Source organism: Burkholderia sp. WSM2230 (genome assembly GCF_000472445.1).
Classification (GTDB): domain Bacteria; phylum Pseudomonadota; class Gammaproteobacteria; order Burkholderiales; family Burkholderiaceae; genus Paraburkholderia.
In genome coordinates this window covers 192,530-210,029 of the sequence record NZ_AXAJ01000007.1, presented here as the reverse complement: position 1 = coordinate 210,029, position 17,500 = coordinate 192,530, and the positions used below count along the sequence as shown (strand labels likewise).

The window sequence follows — 17,500 nt, the reverse complement described above, 5'->3', positions numbered from 1 at the left end:
CCTCCCTTACACGCGCTAGAGACTAAGGCCTCACGCTACGTCAGGGTCAAGGGCTCTGTCCAGTGCGCGTCGGCTGTGGCACATGAAAGAGGCTAGCCGCGCAACCATGCGCGTTCGCTGTGAGCCTCAATTGTCGGGATGGCTCGCGACGGCGCTCACGAATGCGTTGTAAGTGAGATTGACCGTGACGCCGTCGATCATCACGCCATAGGTGGTGTCGCCGCTATCGAGCTCGTAGTACATCGTGGACTGGATGTTCCTGGTCTTTCTCGCCTGATAGTAGCTCTCATAGCGCGCGCTGATGTAATCCGCGCGATAGGCCAGCGTCTTTTCCGGTCCTGTATTCCACTCGGTGAGCAGAAACGGCATACCGTAACGGGCCTTGCAATAGGTGGGCAGATCGAAGCCCGGTCCGGACCCGTCCGAGCCGATGTCGAAGATGTCGCCGTAGACCTCGTAGTTGTGCCACGTCGTCATGTCCCAGCGCACGGTCGGGTGGCCGCTCGTGCCGTCCGGCTGCATGCCGTCCCACAATGCGTCGGCGGCGCCGACATCTGCCACGCAAAAGTTGATTCCGCATTTTGCCGCCGGCTGCGCCGACTTCACGCCGTCCATCATGCCGCGCATCAGACCGCGCATGATCGGCCAGTTCGCATTGCTGAAGTCGACTGCCTTGGTGCCTGCGTTGGTGGAGTCGAGAATGATCGCGGGGTCGCGAGTCAGTTCGTTGCCGCACTCGTACATGACCACGCCGTACGGCGCGAGCGCGGCAGCCACCGTCACGCCGCATGAATGGCCCCGGCTGTACGCGGCAGCTTCGCTCGCAAGCAGCGCTCCGTTGGCGTCGCGCATGCCGATCTGGATCAGCACGAAGAGCGTGAGCCCTGCCGACTGGAACGCCTGCGCGAGTGCGAGTACCGCGGCGAGCTGCGTGGAGTCGTCGGTAACGCCCACGCGATACGTCGAGCAGCCCATGTTCTGCATGATCGACACGACCTGCGCGGGCGTGTAGCGGTAATCGTAATGCCCGTTGATGCCATGGAACGTGCCGCTCGTCGCCGCTACGGAGATGCGCGGATCGGCGCACGGCAGCCATTGGTCGATGTCGTTGCACACGTAGAACTGCCCGCCTGTTGCGCGATACCAGAGCTTGCCGCCGTACCACAATAGCAACGACACGTTCGACGTCACGCCGACCGCCGCGTTGTTGCGAAGGACCACGCCGCTCGCAACGGTCCAGACTGCGCCAACCTTGTCGATGATCTGCGACGCGCCGGGAATCGTCGTGCCGTCGGCAGACGTTCCGCCGAGGCGAGGATCGGCGCACGCATACCACGCGGAGCCGCTCCAGCCGTAGAACTGCCCGCCGGTGCCCGCGTGATAGACAATGCCGCCATACCACAGCAGCAAGGACACGTTGTAGGTGTTGCCGGCCTTCACGCCGTTCCGGTACACCGATCCGCCAACGACTGCCCAGACCGCCGCCTGATTGTCGACGATTGATGCCGCTGGCGGAATCGACGTGCCGTCCGCCGAGGCAGGCGTGCTGTTGTTCGACGCACCGTTGTTGCTGTTCGAACCGGTCGAGGTTGCGTTGCCCTGCGTGCTTGTTGCGCTTCCTGTGTTTCCGCTCGTCGCGGTGGTGCCAGTGCCTGCTGTGCCGCTGGCCGCGCCGGTCGAGCTGGAGTTTGCGCTGGTCGTCGCGCCGCCGCTCGTGCCCTTGCTGTCCCCACCGCCGCCACCGCCGCATGCGCTCAGCACGTAGCTGCCGCCGACAGCCGTCAGCAAGCCGAGAAACTCACGTCGTTTAACCATGGCAAAACAATCCAAAGCCGGGCACGTCCGGACAAAAATCCGCGAAATGCGATGTTGGGTTGCGGGTCCGGAAGAAGCAGACGGCATTCAATTCGTTCGCCGTCCTTATCAATTGACGCTGGACGCCGATAAGGAGATCGTCGACGAATAATGGGGTTCGGTCAGTTTTTCCGCCGGCGTCATGAACCGCCAAAGCGGTTCAAGTGCTTAACGCGCTACAACCAATGCCTGGATGTCGGCAGAAAAAGAGCGCTTGCGTAGGGCTCGAGCGAAAAAAGATTTGCCGCGAACGATGGATATGCCGGAACGGTCCGCGGAGCGGCGGACGTGGGAAGGAAGAGAAAGAAAGAGCCGCCGAAGCTGCCACGCAGCCCGGCGGCTGTGCTACGCGCGCACGATGCCGGTCAGCGGCCTGACGCCAGCCGTCCGGCCGAACAGCGCGCGCGCCGTGCGTTGCGGATCGAGACCGAGGCCTTCACTCGCCACGCCGGCAATCAGCGCATCGAGCGACGCGGTCGGCTTGAGGTCGCGCGCCTCGTAAAGATCGCGAGGCGCGAGGCCAGGCCAATCCGCGACCACCCGGCCACCTGCCACCGCGCCGCCCAGCACCATCGCCACCGAGCCCGTGCCGTGATCGGTGCCTTCCGTGCCGTTCGCAGCCGCGGTTCTGCCGAACTCCGTCGCTACCAGCACCGTGGTTTTGCTCCACGCCGGTCCCATGCCGTCGCGCAGCGCCGCAAGCATCGTGTCGAGCGCTTTCAACTGATTGGCGAGGCGCGTGTTCTGCGCGCTGTGCGTGTCCCAGCCGCCGGTTTCGATCATCGCGATGCGCGGACCGTCGTCGCGTGCCAGAAAACCCGCGGCCAGCTTGCCGAGACTCGCGGGGTCCTGACGCGCGCCTGCGTCGCCCGCGAGGCCGCGCGCCGTCATCGCCGATTCCCACAACGGACGCAGCTGCGCATCTTCGTCATAGAGTTGCGAGACGCGCATCAGCAGATCGTCGGGAGCCTGGGGCAACGCGGACGGTGCGTACGAAGTGACCGCCGCCATGCCGCGCAGCGCCATCGGCACAGTGGGCGCGAAGGCGATTGCGGTTTCGCCGGCGGCAGGCAGCAGCGCGGACAGCCGGTTGAGCCAACCGTCTTTCACCTGATACGGCGACGCGCCGCCGGTTTCAAGCACGTTCTGTCCGTCGAAATGCGAGCGGTCGCGATACGGCGATGCCACCGCATGCACGAACAGCGCCTGACGGTCGGCATACATCGCGGCCGTGTGCGTGAGCGCGGGATGCAGCGCAAAGCTTCCGTCGAGCCGGTGAGCGCTCGAAGGATCGATTGCGAGCGCGCCGCGCAACGTGGCATAGGCCGGCTCCGCGTACGGCACGACGATATTCAGGCCATCGGCCGCGCCGCGCTGGATCACGAATACAAAGCGGTGCTCGGTGGCGACGCTCGCGAACGCGATGCGCGGCGACACGAGAATCGCGCCCGCCCCGGCCGCGGCGATGCGCAGAAATTGACGGCGTGAGGACATGATGTTCATCTCCGTTGAAAATCCGGCGAGACCAGCAAAAGTGCAATCGCGGTGGATGCACTTTCGGCGCGCGCTATCGCGACTGCGGTCGGCGCGCCGAGCGATCCAGGCAGCAACACCTGGCCGAGCGAGCGTGCATCGAGCCGGTCGCCGACTCGCGCAGCCAGGCGCTGCGCCAGTTCAACGCGGCGCACCAATGCATCGGGCGCGGCCCAGCTTGCGGCGACATCGTCGTAACCGGCGGGCGAGCCTGGCCGCCATACCGGCTGGCCGAGCTGCGCGAGAAGAGGCGCGGCCTGCAGATTGCCGAGGTCTTGCCAGCCGAGGCCGCGCATCGACGAAATGGCCCACTCCCACGGCGTCTTGAACTTCACGGCCGTGGGCGACCAGGCTTCATGCATGTCGAGCAATGCGCGGTAAACGGTCGGCAGATCGCCGCCGCTCGTCTGGAACGCGTTCGCCAGTTTCTCGCTCGTGCCCGCAGGCGGGGTGTCGGCGATGAAATGGCGAGCAAGCTTGCTGCCGATATGTTGCGCGGTCGCAGGCGCACTGGCGAGGTCATGCAGGATCGCGAGCGCCTGCTCTTCGCCTCGCTGTTCGTAACGGCGGCCCATCACCGTTCGCACGCCTGGCTCGTGCAGCGCCTCGCGGAACACGAACGTGCCGGGCGCTGCCACAGCTTGCGCGGTCCGTGCCGGCGGCGTGCCGGACATATTGGAAGTGCCCGTATTCATAGGGTTGTTCGCGACGCTCCAGCCCGTCAGCGCACGCGCGAATTCAGTGACGTCGTTCTGGTCATAGCCGCTGCGCACACCGAGCGTGTGCAGTTCCATAATCTCGCGCGCAAGGTTTTCGTTGAGGCCGCGCTTGCGCTCAGGGTTGCGCGCCGCCGCGCGCATCGCCGCCATGCTGTCGGGGCCCACCGAGCGCGTCTGGTCGAGGAACAGCTGCATGGCCGGGTGACGCTCGACGGCGACCAGCATGTCTTCGAATCGGCCCAGCACGTGGGGGCGAATCGCCTCGGCTTCGAACGAACCCGCGAGCGCGGCCACCGCCGGTTTTTCCGTCGATACCGCGAAGTGGTTCGCCCAGAAATGCACCAGCCGCTCGACGAAAGGCGCCGGCGTGGTCAATGCGCTCGTTACTCGTGCATTCACAGAAGAACGATACCTGTCGCGTATTTCCACATGAATGGCCTTCCGTTCGGCATCCTTATCTTTTTTCGTTGTGCTTGGCGAGGCTGCCTGCGAATCACCTTGCACATTGGTTTGTGACGACGCACTGGTGTCGCCCGGATTGCGTTGCCTCTGCTGACGCAACTGTCGTCGCTGCTGCTCCAGTTCGCTCGACAGCACGAGCGAATCCGGCTGATCGGCCCAGGCGGCAGGTCGTGGTTCATATTGCTCGAATTGCGCCAGCAGCCACGCTTTCGGCTCGGCGGGCGGCGTGTCGTCGGCGCGCGCGCCCAGGCCGAAACGGTTGAGCGCAATTGCAGCGGGAGTCAGAGTTGGTGAGGCAGCCATACCACCCTTTTCAGCATTGGATAATGCTTGAACGCGGGCGCGCTACAGAATCCGTCGCCACGGTTAGTCATTTTTTACTCGACGATGCTGCATTCGAAGACGCGGGGCTCGCCGGCCCGGCGCCTTTCGCGCTAGCCTGCGGTTCACGCCACTGTCCGCGCAAGCGCAGGCTCTCGGCGAACTCGACGCGCTCTTGCGGCGACAACGTCGCGGCGAAATCCGCGACACTGCTTTCCACTTTGGCGCGGAGGTTGCTGTCGGCCGCGCGCGTGCGCGCCAACGCCGCGTCGAGCGCCGCGCGGTCCAGTTGCGGTGCGGCGAGCAGACTCAACACCTCGCGGCGCCCTTCGCGTGCCTCGCGCGCAAACTGCCGTCCGTCGCGGCGGCCATTTTTCAGGCTGTCGGCGAACGCCTTCTGCCGCTCCGGCGACAGCGTCTGCGCGGCGAAGCGCAAGGCCCGCTGCTGTGCGCCGAGCGGCCCCGCGGCATCACGCGCCGCATACCAACGGTAAGCGCCGCCGGCAATCGCGCCCAGCAGAAACACATTGAGGACAAGTGAGACCACAAGCACGATTTTCCAGGTCCGGCTGTTCATTCGCCGCTCCAATCGGCGGACGATCCACCGAAACTCGACGTGAGATAGGAGTCGTGCACGGGCGGCACCGCTTCTGTCAGCACGAAGAACGATACCGCCAGAGCGCCTGCCACGCCGCCCAGCAGTCCGACACCCGCGACCGCCGCGCCCGACCACCACCACGCACGTCGCTGAAAAGCAGGCCGGCGCACGGGTGCGCTCGCAACGATGCGCTGCTGCAACGCCGCGTCCGGCGGCGCGAGCCGGTCCGCCGCGAGCCACGCGTCGAGTCCGGCAGCTTCCGCGAGCCACGCGTCGGCTTGCTGACGATGCGTCTGTGCCCACGCCTGCCCCGCCGCCCGCTCCTCTTTGGGCCAGCGGCGCGGATCGGCGCCATAGGCTTCTACAATGTGATGGAATCTTTCGGGCGTCATGGCTTGTCCTTGCTAAGGCCGCTGCCGGCCAGTTGAGCGCGCAGATTGCGGCGTGCGCGGGCGAGCAGACTTTCCAGCGCATCGACGGTGATGCCCATCAACGACGCGGCGTCGACGTTCGACATCTCCTGGTAGTAGCACAGCACCAGTGCCTCGCGTTGCCGCGCGGGTAAAGCGCAGAGTGCTTCACGGATGTGCGCGTCGCGGGACCGCGCTTCGAGCCGCGCATCCGGCAACGCGGCGGGATCGATTTCCTCGGGCAGCTCGTCGCGAACCTCTTCGCGACGTCCGCGCAAACGGTCATAGCAAAGATTGAGCGCGACGCGATGTATCCACGTGTCGAACTTCGCCTCGCCTTCTCGCCAACGCGACGCGTGTTTCCAGATGCGCACGAACACTTCCTGCGCGACGTCTTCGGCTTCCATGCGATCGCCCAGCATGCGAGTGGCAAACGCCAGCAAACGCGGCAGCTTGCGCGCGACGAGCGTGCGCACGGCGGCCGCATCGTGGCGGCCGACCTGCTCGAGCAACTCCGCGTCAGGGTCGCGTTCGCTCAAGGCGCGGTGCTCCCCGGCACACGTGCGGTGCAATTCACGTCGGCTTCAACCTCGCAGGTTCGTTGCGCGCGCAACGGTAGACCGGTACGCGCGGCAGTCCGAGCGTCATGTTCAATACACGACGACCGCGGGACGATAGTAGACCGGCCGCGCCGGGTACACCACACAGCCGGCCAGTGTCGCTGCGAGCAGCAATATCAGAAGTGCTTTCATGACAGATGCCTGACTGGTTACGCAACGCCCTTCATGCCCAATGACCCTCGACCCAGCGCCAGTTCGGGCCGCGCTGCACCCAATGTCCGGGCACCCAGTGATAGCCGGGCCGTACCGCCTGCCAGTGGCCGGCCACCCACACGTAGCGGCCATGATGCCAACGCCAGCGGCCCTGATCCCACACGTAGCCCGCGCGCGGCGCGGGCACCACCTCCACGCGCGGAGGCGGAGGCGCGACCGGCGCGACGATCACCGCCTGCGCGGACGCGGGCGCGGAGCTCAGCGCCGCGGCGCTGCAAACTACGGCGGCAAGCATGAAGCTGCCGAGCCGAAGCCATTTTGCCGATGTCATGTTGCTTTCTCCCGTTCGATACCGAAGCGCGACGCGGCTTCGTTTTCTCTTGAACGCAGCAGCGCGGAAAATCCGTCGCTGGTTTTCACGAAAGAGAACCGTCAGGCAATCGACAGACGAAGTCATAAAACTGTATGGACTAGCGCGCCGCCGGTGCTGCGATTCGCGCACCGAAGCCCCAGACATCTGCAAAACGCGACAACGCCACGGCACAAATTGTTGTGATTATTACAGCGTGTCAGCGGACCCCGCTGCTAAGCTGATTCAGGCACGCGCATCCGCACGCTGCTCCGCCCTACAAGGGATGGCACCGAGGAGGCATCCATGTCGTTTCGGTTAGCACAACGACGGGTTCAACGAACCGGTCACGCAGAGGCGGCAAGGCCGCATCGCCCAATTGCGCTCGCGCTCTCGCTGGCAGGGTTCATTCCGGCTTCTGTTGCGATAGCTGCGGGCGTGCTGCCACAGGGCGGTCAATATGTCAGCGGCCAAGGCTCGATTAATTCCAGCGGCAACAACCTTATCGTCACGCAGCCGGGCTCGACGCGCGGCGTGATCGACTGGAACAGCTTTTCGATCGGCAAAGGCAATGCCGTCTCGTTTCAGAACGGCTCGGGCGCGACGCTCAATCGCGTAACGGGCGGTTCGCTTTCCGCGATTCTCGGCAAACTCAGCGCAACGGGCGACGTGTATCTGATCAACCCACAGGGCATCGTCGTAGGGCCGTCAGGTGTCGTCAGCACCGGCGGACGCTTCGTGGCGTCCACGCTCGATGTCTGCAACTGCGCGTTCATGAACGGCGGCTCGCTGACGTTCAAAGGAGACTCGAATGCGAGCGTCGTGAATCTCGGCAGAATCAGCTCGAGCGGCGGCGACATCTTCCTGATTGCGCGCGAGGCCGTGGTCAACGCCGGCACCGTCGAGGCACCCAACGGAACGGCGGAACTCGGCGTCGGCGCGAACGTGTTGCTGCAGGATTCATCGAGCAGCAAGCAGCTTTTCGTCCAGACCGGCAGCCACGGCACGATTGCGAACGTCGGGACCTCGCGGGCTGCGCAGATCGACCTGCAGGCCGCGGACGGCAACATCTATGCGCTTGCGGGCGGCGGCACACGCATACGCGCAACCGGCACCGCGACGCGCGACGGCCACGTGTGGCTGGTCGCCGATACAGGCAGCGTCGCGCAGAACGGTACCATTGCGGCGCTCAATGCCGACGGTAGCGGCGGCACGGTCGATACGCAGGCGGTCAACCTTTCGTTCGGGCACGACGCGCGCGTGCTCGCGTCGCAATGGACCTTGAGCTCCCCCACTTTCACGCTCGACGACGCTGCGTCCAGCGCACTTCGCCGCAGCCTCGAGGCCGGCACCTCCGTCAATGTGACGACGACGGGCGCAAACGGCGCGTCCGGCGATCTGAGCGTCGCCTCGGGTCTGAGCTGGCAAGGCGCTGCCGCGCTGTCGCTCGCGGCCTACCATGATGTGTCCATTGCTCCGGGCGTGACGCTCGCGAACTCGGGCAGCGGCAACCTCACGTTGCGAGCGGACGCGTCGGGCATCGACAACGGCGGCAGTGTGATCAACCACGGCACGCTCGACTGGTCCGCGAGCAAAGGCATTATCAGCGCGCTCTACGACATGAACGGCAGCTACAGCCCGGGGACGGTGCTCACCAACAGCGCGTGGACAGCTGCGCCGTTCAGCGGACTGCTGACCCAGGCGACGGCCTACAAGCTGGTGAATTCGCTAAACGGCTTGCAGCAGATATCGGCCGATCTCGCCGGCAACTACGCACTGGGCAGGGACATTGATGCAAGCGCGAGCTCGGGCTTTCCGCCGGCCTTCACATTTACACCGCTTGGCGACGGCGCGATGCCGTTCACCGGGCAGTTCGACGGCATGGGTCACGCCATCAACGGGCTCACGCTGTCCCGCACGGTGCTCGTCACGCCGGGGTCGATGACTGGCGGTCCCGATCAACGCGCCGCGGGACTCTTCGGCGTGATCGGCGCGGCCGGCGTGGTGCGAAATGTGAACCTGAATGGAAAGATTAGTGATCCGCAAGATTATGGTTCGTACGGCATGCTGGCTGGATTCAATTACGGACTCGTCACCTATGTTCGCACCAGCGGATCCATCTCCGACATCGGAGGCTATAGCTACACGTCGAGCACCGGCGGTCTCGTCGGCTACAACTATGGCACCATCGCGCGTTCGGGCAGCAGCGTGGATGTGTCGGCCGAAGGAACGTTAGGTGGCCTTGTTGGCATCAATGCGGGAACAATCAGGCAATCGTATGCGAGCGGCGCGGTGGCGGCGCAGGCGCACACAGGCGGAGGCGGCGGTCTCGCCGGCAGCAACGCGGGACTCATTTCGCAGTCTTATGCAACGGGTCAAGTCTCTTTCCAGCCGAACTACTGCGGCGGCGGCAACGGCACCTCATGCACGGACGGCAGCGCCGCATTGGTCCAGAGAAATAGCGGCACGATCGAGCAGTCCTTTGCGACCGGGGCCGTTGTCCAGAACATCAACCCGACGCTCGGGCCGCCTGCGCTCGGTGTCGCGAGCACCAACAACGGCACGATTGCGAGCGACGTCTACTGGGATATTCAAACCACCCACGCCACCCGCGACGTGTACAGCGGCACCGGCACCTCGGCAGCAAAGGGATTGACCACCGCGGAAATGAGCGTGCCGTCGAGCTTCGGTCCTACCTACGATTTCAGTTCCACCGGCACCTGGGCGATGCCCGTGGGCGCAACGCATCCGGTACTGCGCTGGCAGCTTGCGAAGTGAGCACAGCGAAACTGCAAACGCGTTACGCGCAGCAGCGCAGTTCATCCTACCCGTCCCAGCGTCCTGCCCAGTTCCAAAGTGTTCATAGGCTGCCTCCGGGCGGCTCGGCGGCGCACAGGCTTTGGGCACAAAGTCATCCAATTGGTTGACTAACCCTCCATTGGCCACCTCACAGCTTGCGAACAGCGTCGCGCTATGATCGCTGACGAACTGTTCGCCGGCTCTGCCCTCGATCTAATTGCGTTCATGCTCGCAGTGAGCGGTGCGAGGCAATCGGGCGTATGCTGATTTACGGAGCCGCCGCGCCGCCTGCCCCGCGCCAGGCACGACATGTTGGCCTGACGATGCAGGCGACCGTAGCCCGGCCCGCATTTACCGCGCGTACCGCACTTACCGGACTTGCCGCACCGCATCAAACGATGCCGCCGGGCGGTTTGTCCGCAACTGGAGGATGACATGCAGGTTGGCGTTCCGAAGGAAATAAAAAACCACGAATACCGTGTGGGACTGACACCCTCGTCGGTCCGCGAAATGGTGGCGCACGGGCACACGGTAACCGTCGAAACAGGCGCCGGGAACGGCATTGGTGCATCCGACGCAGTATATGAAAAGGCCGGTGCGAAAATCGCCCCGCGCTCGGAAGACGTGTTCGCCACGGCCGAGCTGATCATCAAGGTGAAGGAGCCGCAAGCCGGCGAGCGCGCCATGCTTCGCGACGGCCAGATCCTTTTCACGTATCTGCACCTCGCGCCCGACCCGCAGCAATGCGCCGACCTCGTGAAGAGCAACGCGGTCTGCATCGCCTATGAAACCGTCACTCAGGCCGCCGGCGGACTGCCCCTGCTCGCGCCCATGTCCGAGGTGGCGGGCCGCATGTCGATCCAGGCCGGCGCATTCTGTCTGGAGCGCGCACATGGCGGCAAGGGCATTCTGCTGGGCGGCGTCGCGGGCGTGCCATCGGCCAAGATCGTGATTCTGGGCGCAGGCGTGGTCGGCTCGAACGCAGCGCAGATTGCGGTAGGCACCGGCGCACAGGTCGTGGTGATCGATCGGAACCTGGACGCGCTGCGACGCATCGACCGCCTGCTAGGCGCTCGCGTAATGACGGTGTTTTCGAATCAGGACAATGTCGAAAAGCACGTGCTCGAAGCGGATCTGGTAATCGGCGGCGTGCTGATTCCAGGTGCGGCCGCGCCGAAACTCGTGACCAGGGCGATGGTTGAAGCAATGCAGCCCGGCGCCGCGATTGTCGACGTGGCTATCGATCAAGGCGGCTGCTGCGAGACGGCAAGACCTACCACGCACGCCGAGCCCACTTACATGGTGGGCGACGTCGTGCACTACTGCGTCGCCAACATGCCAGGTGGTGTGCCGCGCACGTCGACCTACGCGCTGAACAACGCGACCCTGCCGTTCGCGCTGCAGATAGCGGACAAAGGCTGGCGCAAGGCGTTGCAGGACGACGCGCATCTGTGCAATGGGCTTAACATCGCGTTCGGCAAGGTGACCTGCCGCGAAGTGGCCGAGGCACTCGACTACACGTGGGAGTCGCCGGAATCCGTCATGGCCATGTGAGCGGCGGCGTTTTCTCCGGCCATCTCCGGTCGCGCTTTTATATGGCATTGCGCGCGCGGCGGTCCCATCTGGCGGTTACTCGAGCTGCGCCTCGACGTGCGCCTTGACGTGCTCTGGCCGCCCCGCTGCATAACCGAACCATGCTGATACGACGCACACACCACCGCACAGCGCAGCCAGGCTATTGAGCGAACCGGTTGCATGGAGCAGCGATCCTGCGATGAACGGTCCGCACGACGCAATCAGATAACCGATTCCCTGAGCCATGCTGGAGAGCTGCGCGGCCACGTGCGAGTCATACGAACGCAATCCGATCACGGTGAGCGCGAGCGTGAAGGACGCGCCCTGCGCCATGCCGAGAAGCAGTGCCGAAATCCATATGGTCGAGAGCGGCCCGAAGAAACAGCCCATCAGCCCGACGCCGGTCAGCAGCAGCGAGCCCACGTTCACCACGCGCTGATCGCGCAGACGCGCGAGCAGGAACGGCAGCAGCAGCGACGCCACCGCCTGCGTGACCACGCTCAGCGACAGCATGAAGCCGGCGTCGACAGCGCTCATGCCGCGCGTGCGAAGCACTGTCGGCAGCCAGCCGAACACGATATACGCCAGCGACGACTGCGATCCCATGAACAGCGTGACCTTCCAGGCCAGCGGATCGCGCCACAAACCGCGAACCACGTGCACGCGTTTTCCGGCGTGAATGCTCTTCGACGGCAGACGCACGCCCCACACCAGCGTAGCCAGACCGACCGGCAACGCCCATAGCGCGAGTGCCCACGCCCACGCGTTGCCGCTCGGGCCGCCGGGAACATGCGCGAGCGCATTGGCGGCCGGCACGGTGGCGGCCGCGGCCGCGGCGGCGCCCGCACACATCGCGGCGCTGTAGATCCCCGTCATCAGCGCGACGTGCTGCGGGAAGTCGCGCTTTACCACGCCAGGCAGGAGCACGTTCATCAAGCCGATCGCAAAACAGGCCACGATCTGGCCGACATACAACACCTGCCATGCCGGAACGATCCGCAGCGCAGTGCCGGCAGTCAGCAGCACGAGCAGCGCCAGCAACGCGCGCTCGCTGCCGAGGCGCCGTGCAAGCATCGGCGCAAGCGGGCCGAACAGACCGAAGCATAGCGACGGCAATGTCGTCAGGATGCTTGCGCCGGTGCGCGAGAGGTTGGTGGCACGCACCGCTTCGACCAGTATTGGACCGACGCTGGTGATCGGCGTGCGCAACGAAAAGGCGATCAACGCGAGGCTCGCGGCGAGCGCGATACTGCGAGCGCGCGAATCGTGCGGCGTGGCCGGCTTCGCGTGCGCATTCGCGATGCCCCGCGCGAAGTCGCGATCTTGTTGCAGCGACGTAGGCATGTCGGACGGTGCGTGCCGTTCGTGAGCAGGAGTTTCGGAAGGTTTCATCAATAGATGCGTGATAGCGGGCTGCCCAAAGCGGGCGTCGTTCGTCACGCATTGTATGCGGCAAACGCGTTGCGCACCGCGCGTCGCATCTTGCAGATACCGGGCATATCGGATCGAGTATCGAACGACCGACGCATGGGCTCGACGTTTTCTCGTGAACGCAGCGTGCTGCCGACAATCTGTGGACGCACAAAAAACACTGCACCTCTATTTGAGGCAGATGCTAACTGTCGGGTGATTGCCGCTTACTCACATTTTCCGAGAGGTTGTAAACCCGGACATGAAAAAAGAAGCGGATCACACCAGCAGGGTGAGGCCTGCCCAGGCGATCAGCACGACGCCGAGAACCCGGCCGACGTGCTCACCGCCGGGCAGGATCTTCTCCATGAAAACAATTAGCGCCAGCGCGGCGATCCAGACGAGATTCATGATGCCGCCGACGAACAACAATGCCATTAGCAGCCAACAGCAACCCACGCAGTAAATTCCATGGCGCATCCCGAGCAGGAAGCTGCCTGTGACGCCAGGACGCCAGTGCCTGGTGAGGAAATTGACTGGTGAACGGCACTGCGTCAGGCAGGCGCGCTTGAGCGGCGAGAACTGATAGACACCCGCCGCGGCCAAAACGATCGCGGAAAGAGGCGCGCTCTTCGACCACAACATCATTCCCGAAATGAGGCCGGTGGGTTGCAGCACTTTTTGCAGCGATGCCGCGCATATTGAGAATGCCAGCCATGCGGTCAGGTAACCGGCCAAGAGAAACAACGACGGGACGGCCGACCTGGCCTCGATCGCGGCGTGGTGCCGCAATACGCGTCGATATAACAGCACCAGTGGCGCCGCGCTGGGCGTCATCATTGCGATCATCATCACCCACCACATCAGGACTACGGTCGGCAGCGACGGATCCATCCCCCCACCGCCGTCTGCCAGTTGATGAGGGAACAGCGCGAGGGCTGTCATGTCGAGCGCGGACATACCGATTCCAGCGCCTGTCCACAAGTAGGCCCACGACAATGCGACGACGGCGACGATGCCGAGCACGGTGATCGCGCGCTCACGTCCCAGGAAATCTTCGACGCTGTTCATGCGGCAGCGCGATGCCGGATTGGTCCTTTGTTATTCAGGTGCAGTCGCGCGAACTGCGCATAAGTCCCCTTGAGGTCCAGTGCGATGTTTCCCTGCGAGTGGCTGGTGCCGGAGCCGATCTCGGCAAGTTCGTATTCGAACCCGTGGGGCAGATCGATCCGGACGCGGTGCTCGTCGCCCGTCACCGGATTGCGGATCGGTTCACCGACGATGTCGAATACGCCCTCAACATGAATCCGGCCGTGTCTGGCATCGACATCGACATCGAAGTCGATCTTCGTGAAGATCGGATCGAATGCATGCTCGAGCGTCGAAGCAAAGACGGAGAACATTGTGGCGAACGGCTCGGTATCCTGCCCCGTCATGATTTTCAGAATGGCTTCCCGTTGCTCCGGGCTGGCCCGTTCATCGACGATCGGCTGGCACTTGCCCTTACCCTCGTGGATCGGCCCGGGCCACTGAAACACGACCGCGATGTTGAGGTCGTCTAGCCGCACGTCGCCGTAGTAACCATTGCTGATCGAGATGGCGCCCATCGCTTCACAGAAGCCGTTGTTCGGCAGCGCATTGAATTGGCAGGGGCAACCGTATGAGCAATTGCAGTTGACCAGTTCCGTGCCTTGGATTTCCCAGGGAGTCATGGTTGTCCTCCGTGTGCCCCACGACGGGTAGCGTGGTTCGAATTTAGTGTATGTGAGGCAAAAGGGAAGTCAAAGCTTGAGTTGAGTGGGCGCGGGCCGTTGCGATGGATGCCATATGTGAAGTTTGACGGAGGAGCCTGCAGTCGAACGGCCGCAATCTGACCCCGGAGCTGCCATCGACCTTGAATGTCATCAGGCAGCTCCGGGTCGAGAAGCGCCATTCGTCGTACTCGGGCAATCTTGGCCCGCGTACAAGCAGCGGGAAGTCGGTCGCCGCTCCCGCTTGGCGATGTTGCTAGTTCGATGACCGGCGTATTCATGAGTGGCGATTCACACCCCGACGTTTCCCGGTGGGGCCGGCCCACACCACAGGTGCATTGATCTGCAAATCCTTCGGCATGTTTTCGACATCAACGACGGCGCGATACACGACATGCCCGGTCACGCGATGCTCGTCGCCGATCAATGCCTTGCGTATTTCTGATTTCACGCCATCGCAACCGACCACAGCATCCCCGTTGTACCGTTCGCCATTTCATCGATGACAGTCACACCGCCGGCATTCTGGTTGAGCTCGCAGACCCGCGTGTTGGTGCGGAACTGGATCAACGGATGATTCTTCACAGCTTGGAGAATCGACAGGTGGATGTCGGCACGATGAATCACGGCATACGGATTTGCCAAGCACTGTTATACGCCTGGCCCGCGCGTCCCGGCGGGGACTCCTTGCTGCGATGCGCTCCGGTCGCCGCGTTGGATCGGGTCTAGCGCTGACTTGTAGATATCGCGACACGCGTGTAGCATCATCTACATGAACAACATTTCAACCTGGTCGCTATTTGTTCTGACGCTGCCTACGGAGAACGCCACGGCGCGCATGCGCTTCTGGCGCGCGCTCAAGGCGAAGGGCTGCGCAGTGCTGCGCGACGGCATCTATCTGCTGCCCTACACCGAAGAGCGTGAGCAGATGTTGCGGGAACTGGCCACCGCCATCGCCGACAGCGGCGGCACGGCCCATCTGCTGCGGGCACCCAGCCTCGATGCAACCCAGGAAGCGGAGTTCCGCGTCCTGTTCGATCGTAGCGACGACTACGCGAGCTTCATTAGCGCGCTCGCAGATGCCCGCAAGACGATCTCCGGTCAGTCCGCCGCCGAGTTGGCCCGGCTGCTCCGGCGCTTGCGTAAGGACTACGAGACCATCGTCGCGATCGACTATTTCCCCGACGATGCGGCCACGCGCACGGAGGTCGCCTGGCAGGACTTCGTTGCGCTTGTCGACACCGTCCTCTCGCCCGGCGAACCGCACCCTGCCGAGCGCCAGATCCGTCTGCTACCGCCTGGTGAGTACCAGGGTCGGAGGTGGGCAACGCGTCAGCGTCTCTGGGTCGATCGCGTGGCAAGCGCATGGCTGATCCGGCGCTTCATCGATCCGCAGGCGCGTTTTCTTTGGCTTACGTCGCCGGACGCGTGCCCCGCCGATGCGCTCGGCTTTGACTTTGACGGCGCGGCCTTTACGCACGTTGGCGATCGCGTGACGTTCGAGGTATTGATCGCGAGTTTCGGCCTTGACAAAGACCCGGCGCTGCTGCGGCTCGGTGAGATGGTTCACGTGCTCGACGTCGGCGGCGCACCGGTGCCCGAGGCGATCGGCTTCGAAGCAGTGATGGCCGGCGCACGCGAGCGCGCACCGGATGACGATCAACTGCTCGATGAGATGAGCCGCGTGCTGGATTCGATCTACGCATACTTCGCGGCGACCACGAAGAACAGCAACGCGGGGGGCCGTTCGTGAATACCACGATGGCGACCGCGCCCGCCTACACCCTTGGCCAGATGATCCTTTACATGCTGCGGCTCGGTACTTTGGGCTTCGGCGGACCGGTGGCGCTGGTCGGCTACATGCGCCGCGACCTGGTCGAGCGCCGGGGCTGGATCAGCGAGGCGGATTACAAGGAGGGTCTGGCGCTCGCCCAGATGATGCCGGGGCCTCTCGCCGCACAACTCGGCATCTATCTGGGCTACGTCCACTACCGCGTCGTCGGCGCGACGCTGGCCGGCATCGCCTTTGTACTGCCTTCATTCCTGATGGTCGTCGCGCTGGGCTGGGCCTACACGCGGTTCGGCGGGCTCTCCTGGATGCAGGCGGTCTTCTACGGCGTGGGCGCCGCGGTGGTCGGCATCATCGCGATGAGCGCGTACAAGCTGACCACGAAGACCATCGGCTCGAACAGACTGCTGTGGGCGATCTATCTGACGCTTGCGGTCGCGACCGTCGTCACCGAATCGGAAATCGCGTGGCTGTTCATTGCGGGCGGCCTGCTCAACTGGTTCTGGCGCGCTCCGCCGAAGTGGCTGAGCAAGGGCGGAGTGAATGCGCTTGCCGTGACGCAGGCGCCTGCCATAAGCGGCGCCCTCAGTGGCTTTGACCTGCCGCTGCTCGGCCAGATCGGGCTTTTCTTCGCCAAGGCGGGCGCTTTCGTGTTCGGCTCGGGTCTCGCGATCGTGCCGTTTCTCTACGGTGGCGTCGTGACCGAACACCACTGGCTTAACGACAAGCAGTTCGTGGACGCAGTGGCTGTCGCGATGATCACGCCGGGCCCCGTTGTGATCACGGTTGGTTTCATCGGATACCTGGTCGCGGGATTTTCGGGCGCCTGCGTCGCCGCACTCGGGACCTTTTTGCCCTGCTATCTGTTCACGGTGCTGCCAGCGCCGTACTTCAAGAAATATGGCAAGCTGCCTGCCGTCAAGGCGTTCGTCGACGGCATCACGGCAGCCGCCGTGGGCGCCATAACGGGCTCCGTCATTGTCATCGCGCGAAGGTCCATCGTCGACTGGCCCACTATCGTGCTCGCGCTCGTCACCGTCCTGCTGCTGTGGCGATTCAAAAAACTGCAGGAGCCGGTCATCGTGGTGGCGGCGGCCCTGCTCGGTCTGGTTGTCTATCCGCTCGTCCATTCCCACCTCATCTAACGGCTTGCGCGT

14 protein-coding genes and 1 pseudogene are annotated in these 17,500 nt (G+C 64.1%); 4 read left to right on the top strand and 11 right to left on the bottom strand.

The window, feature by feature from the left end; genetic code table 11:
• Positions 1 to 126: 126 nt before the first annotated feature.
• The 7 genes from A3AC_RS0116135 to A3AC_RS0116095 all read right to left on the bottom strand — a co-directional run bounded on the left by A3AC_RS0116135 (position 127) and on the right by A3AC_RS0116095 (position 7,001).
• A complete protein-coding gene (locus A3AC_RS0116135) occupies positions 127 to 1,815 on the bottom strand; it encodes a hypothetical protein (protein ID WP_025600075.1) in 1,689 nt (562 codons plus the stop codon).
• Between the two features lie 384 nt (positions 1,816 to 2,199).
• Positions 2,200 to 3,348: a DUF1501 domain-containing protein gene (locus A3AC_RS0116125; protein WP_025600074.1), complete on the bottom strand. Its 1,149-nt coding sequence runs from the start codon at positions 3,346 to 3,348 to the stop codon at positions 2,200 to 2,202.
• A gap of 5 nt (positions 3,349 to 3,353) precedes the next feature.
• The gene (locus A3AC_RS0116120) at positions 3,354 to 4,871 is read right to left on the bottom strand and encodes a DUF1800 domain-containing protein (protein ID WP_025600072.1); all 1,518 of its coding nucleotides are present in this window, start codon (positions 4,869 to 4,871) and stop codon (positions 3,354 to 3,356) included.
• Between the two features lie 67 nt (positions 4,872 to 4,938).
• Positions 4,939 to 5,466 carry a periplasmic heavy metal sensor gene (locus tag A3AC_RS0116115; protein ID WP_025600070.1) on the bottom strand — a complete coding sequence of 176 codons (528 nt, stop codon included), beginning with the start codon at positions 5,464 to 5,466 and terminating at the stop codon, positions 4,939 to 4,941.
• Positions 5,463 to 5,879, bottom strand: coding sequence for a hypothetical protein (locus tag A3AC_RS0116110; RefSeq protein WP_025600069.1), 417 nt, complete (start codon positions 5,877 to 5,879; stop codon positions 5,463 to 5,465). The genes A3AC_RS0116115 and A3AC_RS0116110 overlap by 4 nt, the downstream gene beginning before the upstream one ends.
• Positions 5,876 to 6,469: an RNA polymerase sigma factor gene (locus A3AC_RS0116105; RefSeq protein WP_084515475.1), complete on the bottom strand. Its 594-nt coding sequence runs from the start codon at positions 6,467 to 6,469 to the stop codon at positions 5,876 to 5,878. Before A3AC_RS0116105 ends, A3AC_RS0116110 begins: the two co-directional genes overlap by 4 nt.
• A 211-nt stretch (positions 6,470 to 6,680) precedes the next feature.
• Positions 6,681 to 7,001 carry a YXWGXW repeat-containing protein gene (locus A3AC_RS0116095; protein ID WP_025600064.1) on the bottom strand — a complete coding sequence of 107 codons (321 nt, stop codon included), beginning with the start codon at positions 6,999 to 7,001 and terminating at the stop codon, positions 6,681 to 6,683.
• A gap of 324 nt (positions 7,002 to 7,325) precedes the next feature.
• Here A3AC_RS0116095 and A3AC_RS0116090 point away from each other — a divergent pair, with 324 nt between their 5' ends.
• Complete coding sequence (locus A3AC_RS0116090) at positions 7,326 to 9,797, top strand: two-partner secretion domain-containing protein (protein ID WP_025600063.1); 2,472 nt, start codon at positions 7,326 to 7,328, stop codon at positions 9,795 to 9,797.
• Positions 9,798 to 10,253: 456 nt separating this feature from the next.
• Positions 10,254 to 11,372, top strand: coding sequence for an alanine dehydrogenase (ald, locus tag A3AC_RS0116080; RefSeq protein WP_025600062.1), 1,119 nt, complete (start codon positions 10,254 to 10,256; stop codon positions 11,370 to 11,372).
• Between the two features lie 75 nt (positions 11,373 to 11,447).
• On the opposite strand, the gene A3AC_RS0116075 is transcribed toward ald, so the two are convergent.
• The 4 genes and pseudogenes from A3AC_RS0116075 to A3AC_RS30020 form a co-directional block, all read right to left on the bottom strand.
• Positions 11,448 to 12,785, bottom strand: a complete 1,338-nt coding sequence (locus A3AC_RS0116075; RefSeq protein WP_025600060.1) for an MFS transporter — start codon at positions 12,783 to 12,785, stop codon at positions 11,448 to 11,450.
• Positions 12,786 to 13,082: 297 nt separating this feature from the next.
• Positions 13,083 to 13,874 (bottom strand): DUF2182 domain-containing protein, encoded by a 792-nt coding sequence (locus A3AC_RS0116065; protein WP_025600058.1) that lies wholly within the window; start codon positions 13,872 to 13,874, stop codon positions 13,083 to 13,085.
• Positions 13,871 to 14,515 carry a DUF1326 domain-containing protein gene (locus A3AC_RS0116060; protein WP_025600056.1) on the bottom strand — a complete coding sequence of 215 codons (645 nt, stop codon included), beginning with the start codon at positions 14,513 to 14,515 and terminating at the stop codon, positions 13,871 to 13,873. The genes A3AC_RS0116065 and A3AC_RS0116060 overlap by 4 nt, the downstream gene beginning before the upstream one ends.
• Positions 14,516 to 14,867: 352 nt before the next feature.
• A pseudogene (locus tag A3AC_RS30020) lies at positions 14,868 to 15,193 on the bottom strand (FAD-dependent monooxygenase); the annotation flags it as partial.
• 133 nt (positions 15,194 to 15,326) lie between these two features.
• On the opposite strand from A3AC_RS30020, the gene A3AC_RS0116045 reads away from it, so the two are divergent.
• The gene (locus A3AC_RS0116045; protein ID WP_025600053.1) at positions 15,327 to 16,307 is read left to right on the top strand and encodes a chromate resistance protein ChrB domain-containing protein; all 981 of its coding nucleotides are present in this window, start codon (positions 15,327 to 15,329) and stop codon (positions 16,305 to 16,307) included.
• Between the two features lie 8 nt (positions 16,308 to 16,315).
• Positions 16,316 to 17,488, top strand: a complete 1,173-nt coding sequence (locus tag A3AC_RS0116040) for a chromate transporter (protein ID WP_198018000.1) — start codon at positions 16,316 to 16,318, stop codon at positions 17,486 to 17,488.
• Positions 17,489 to 17,500 lie beyond the last annotated feature (12 nt).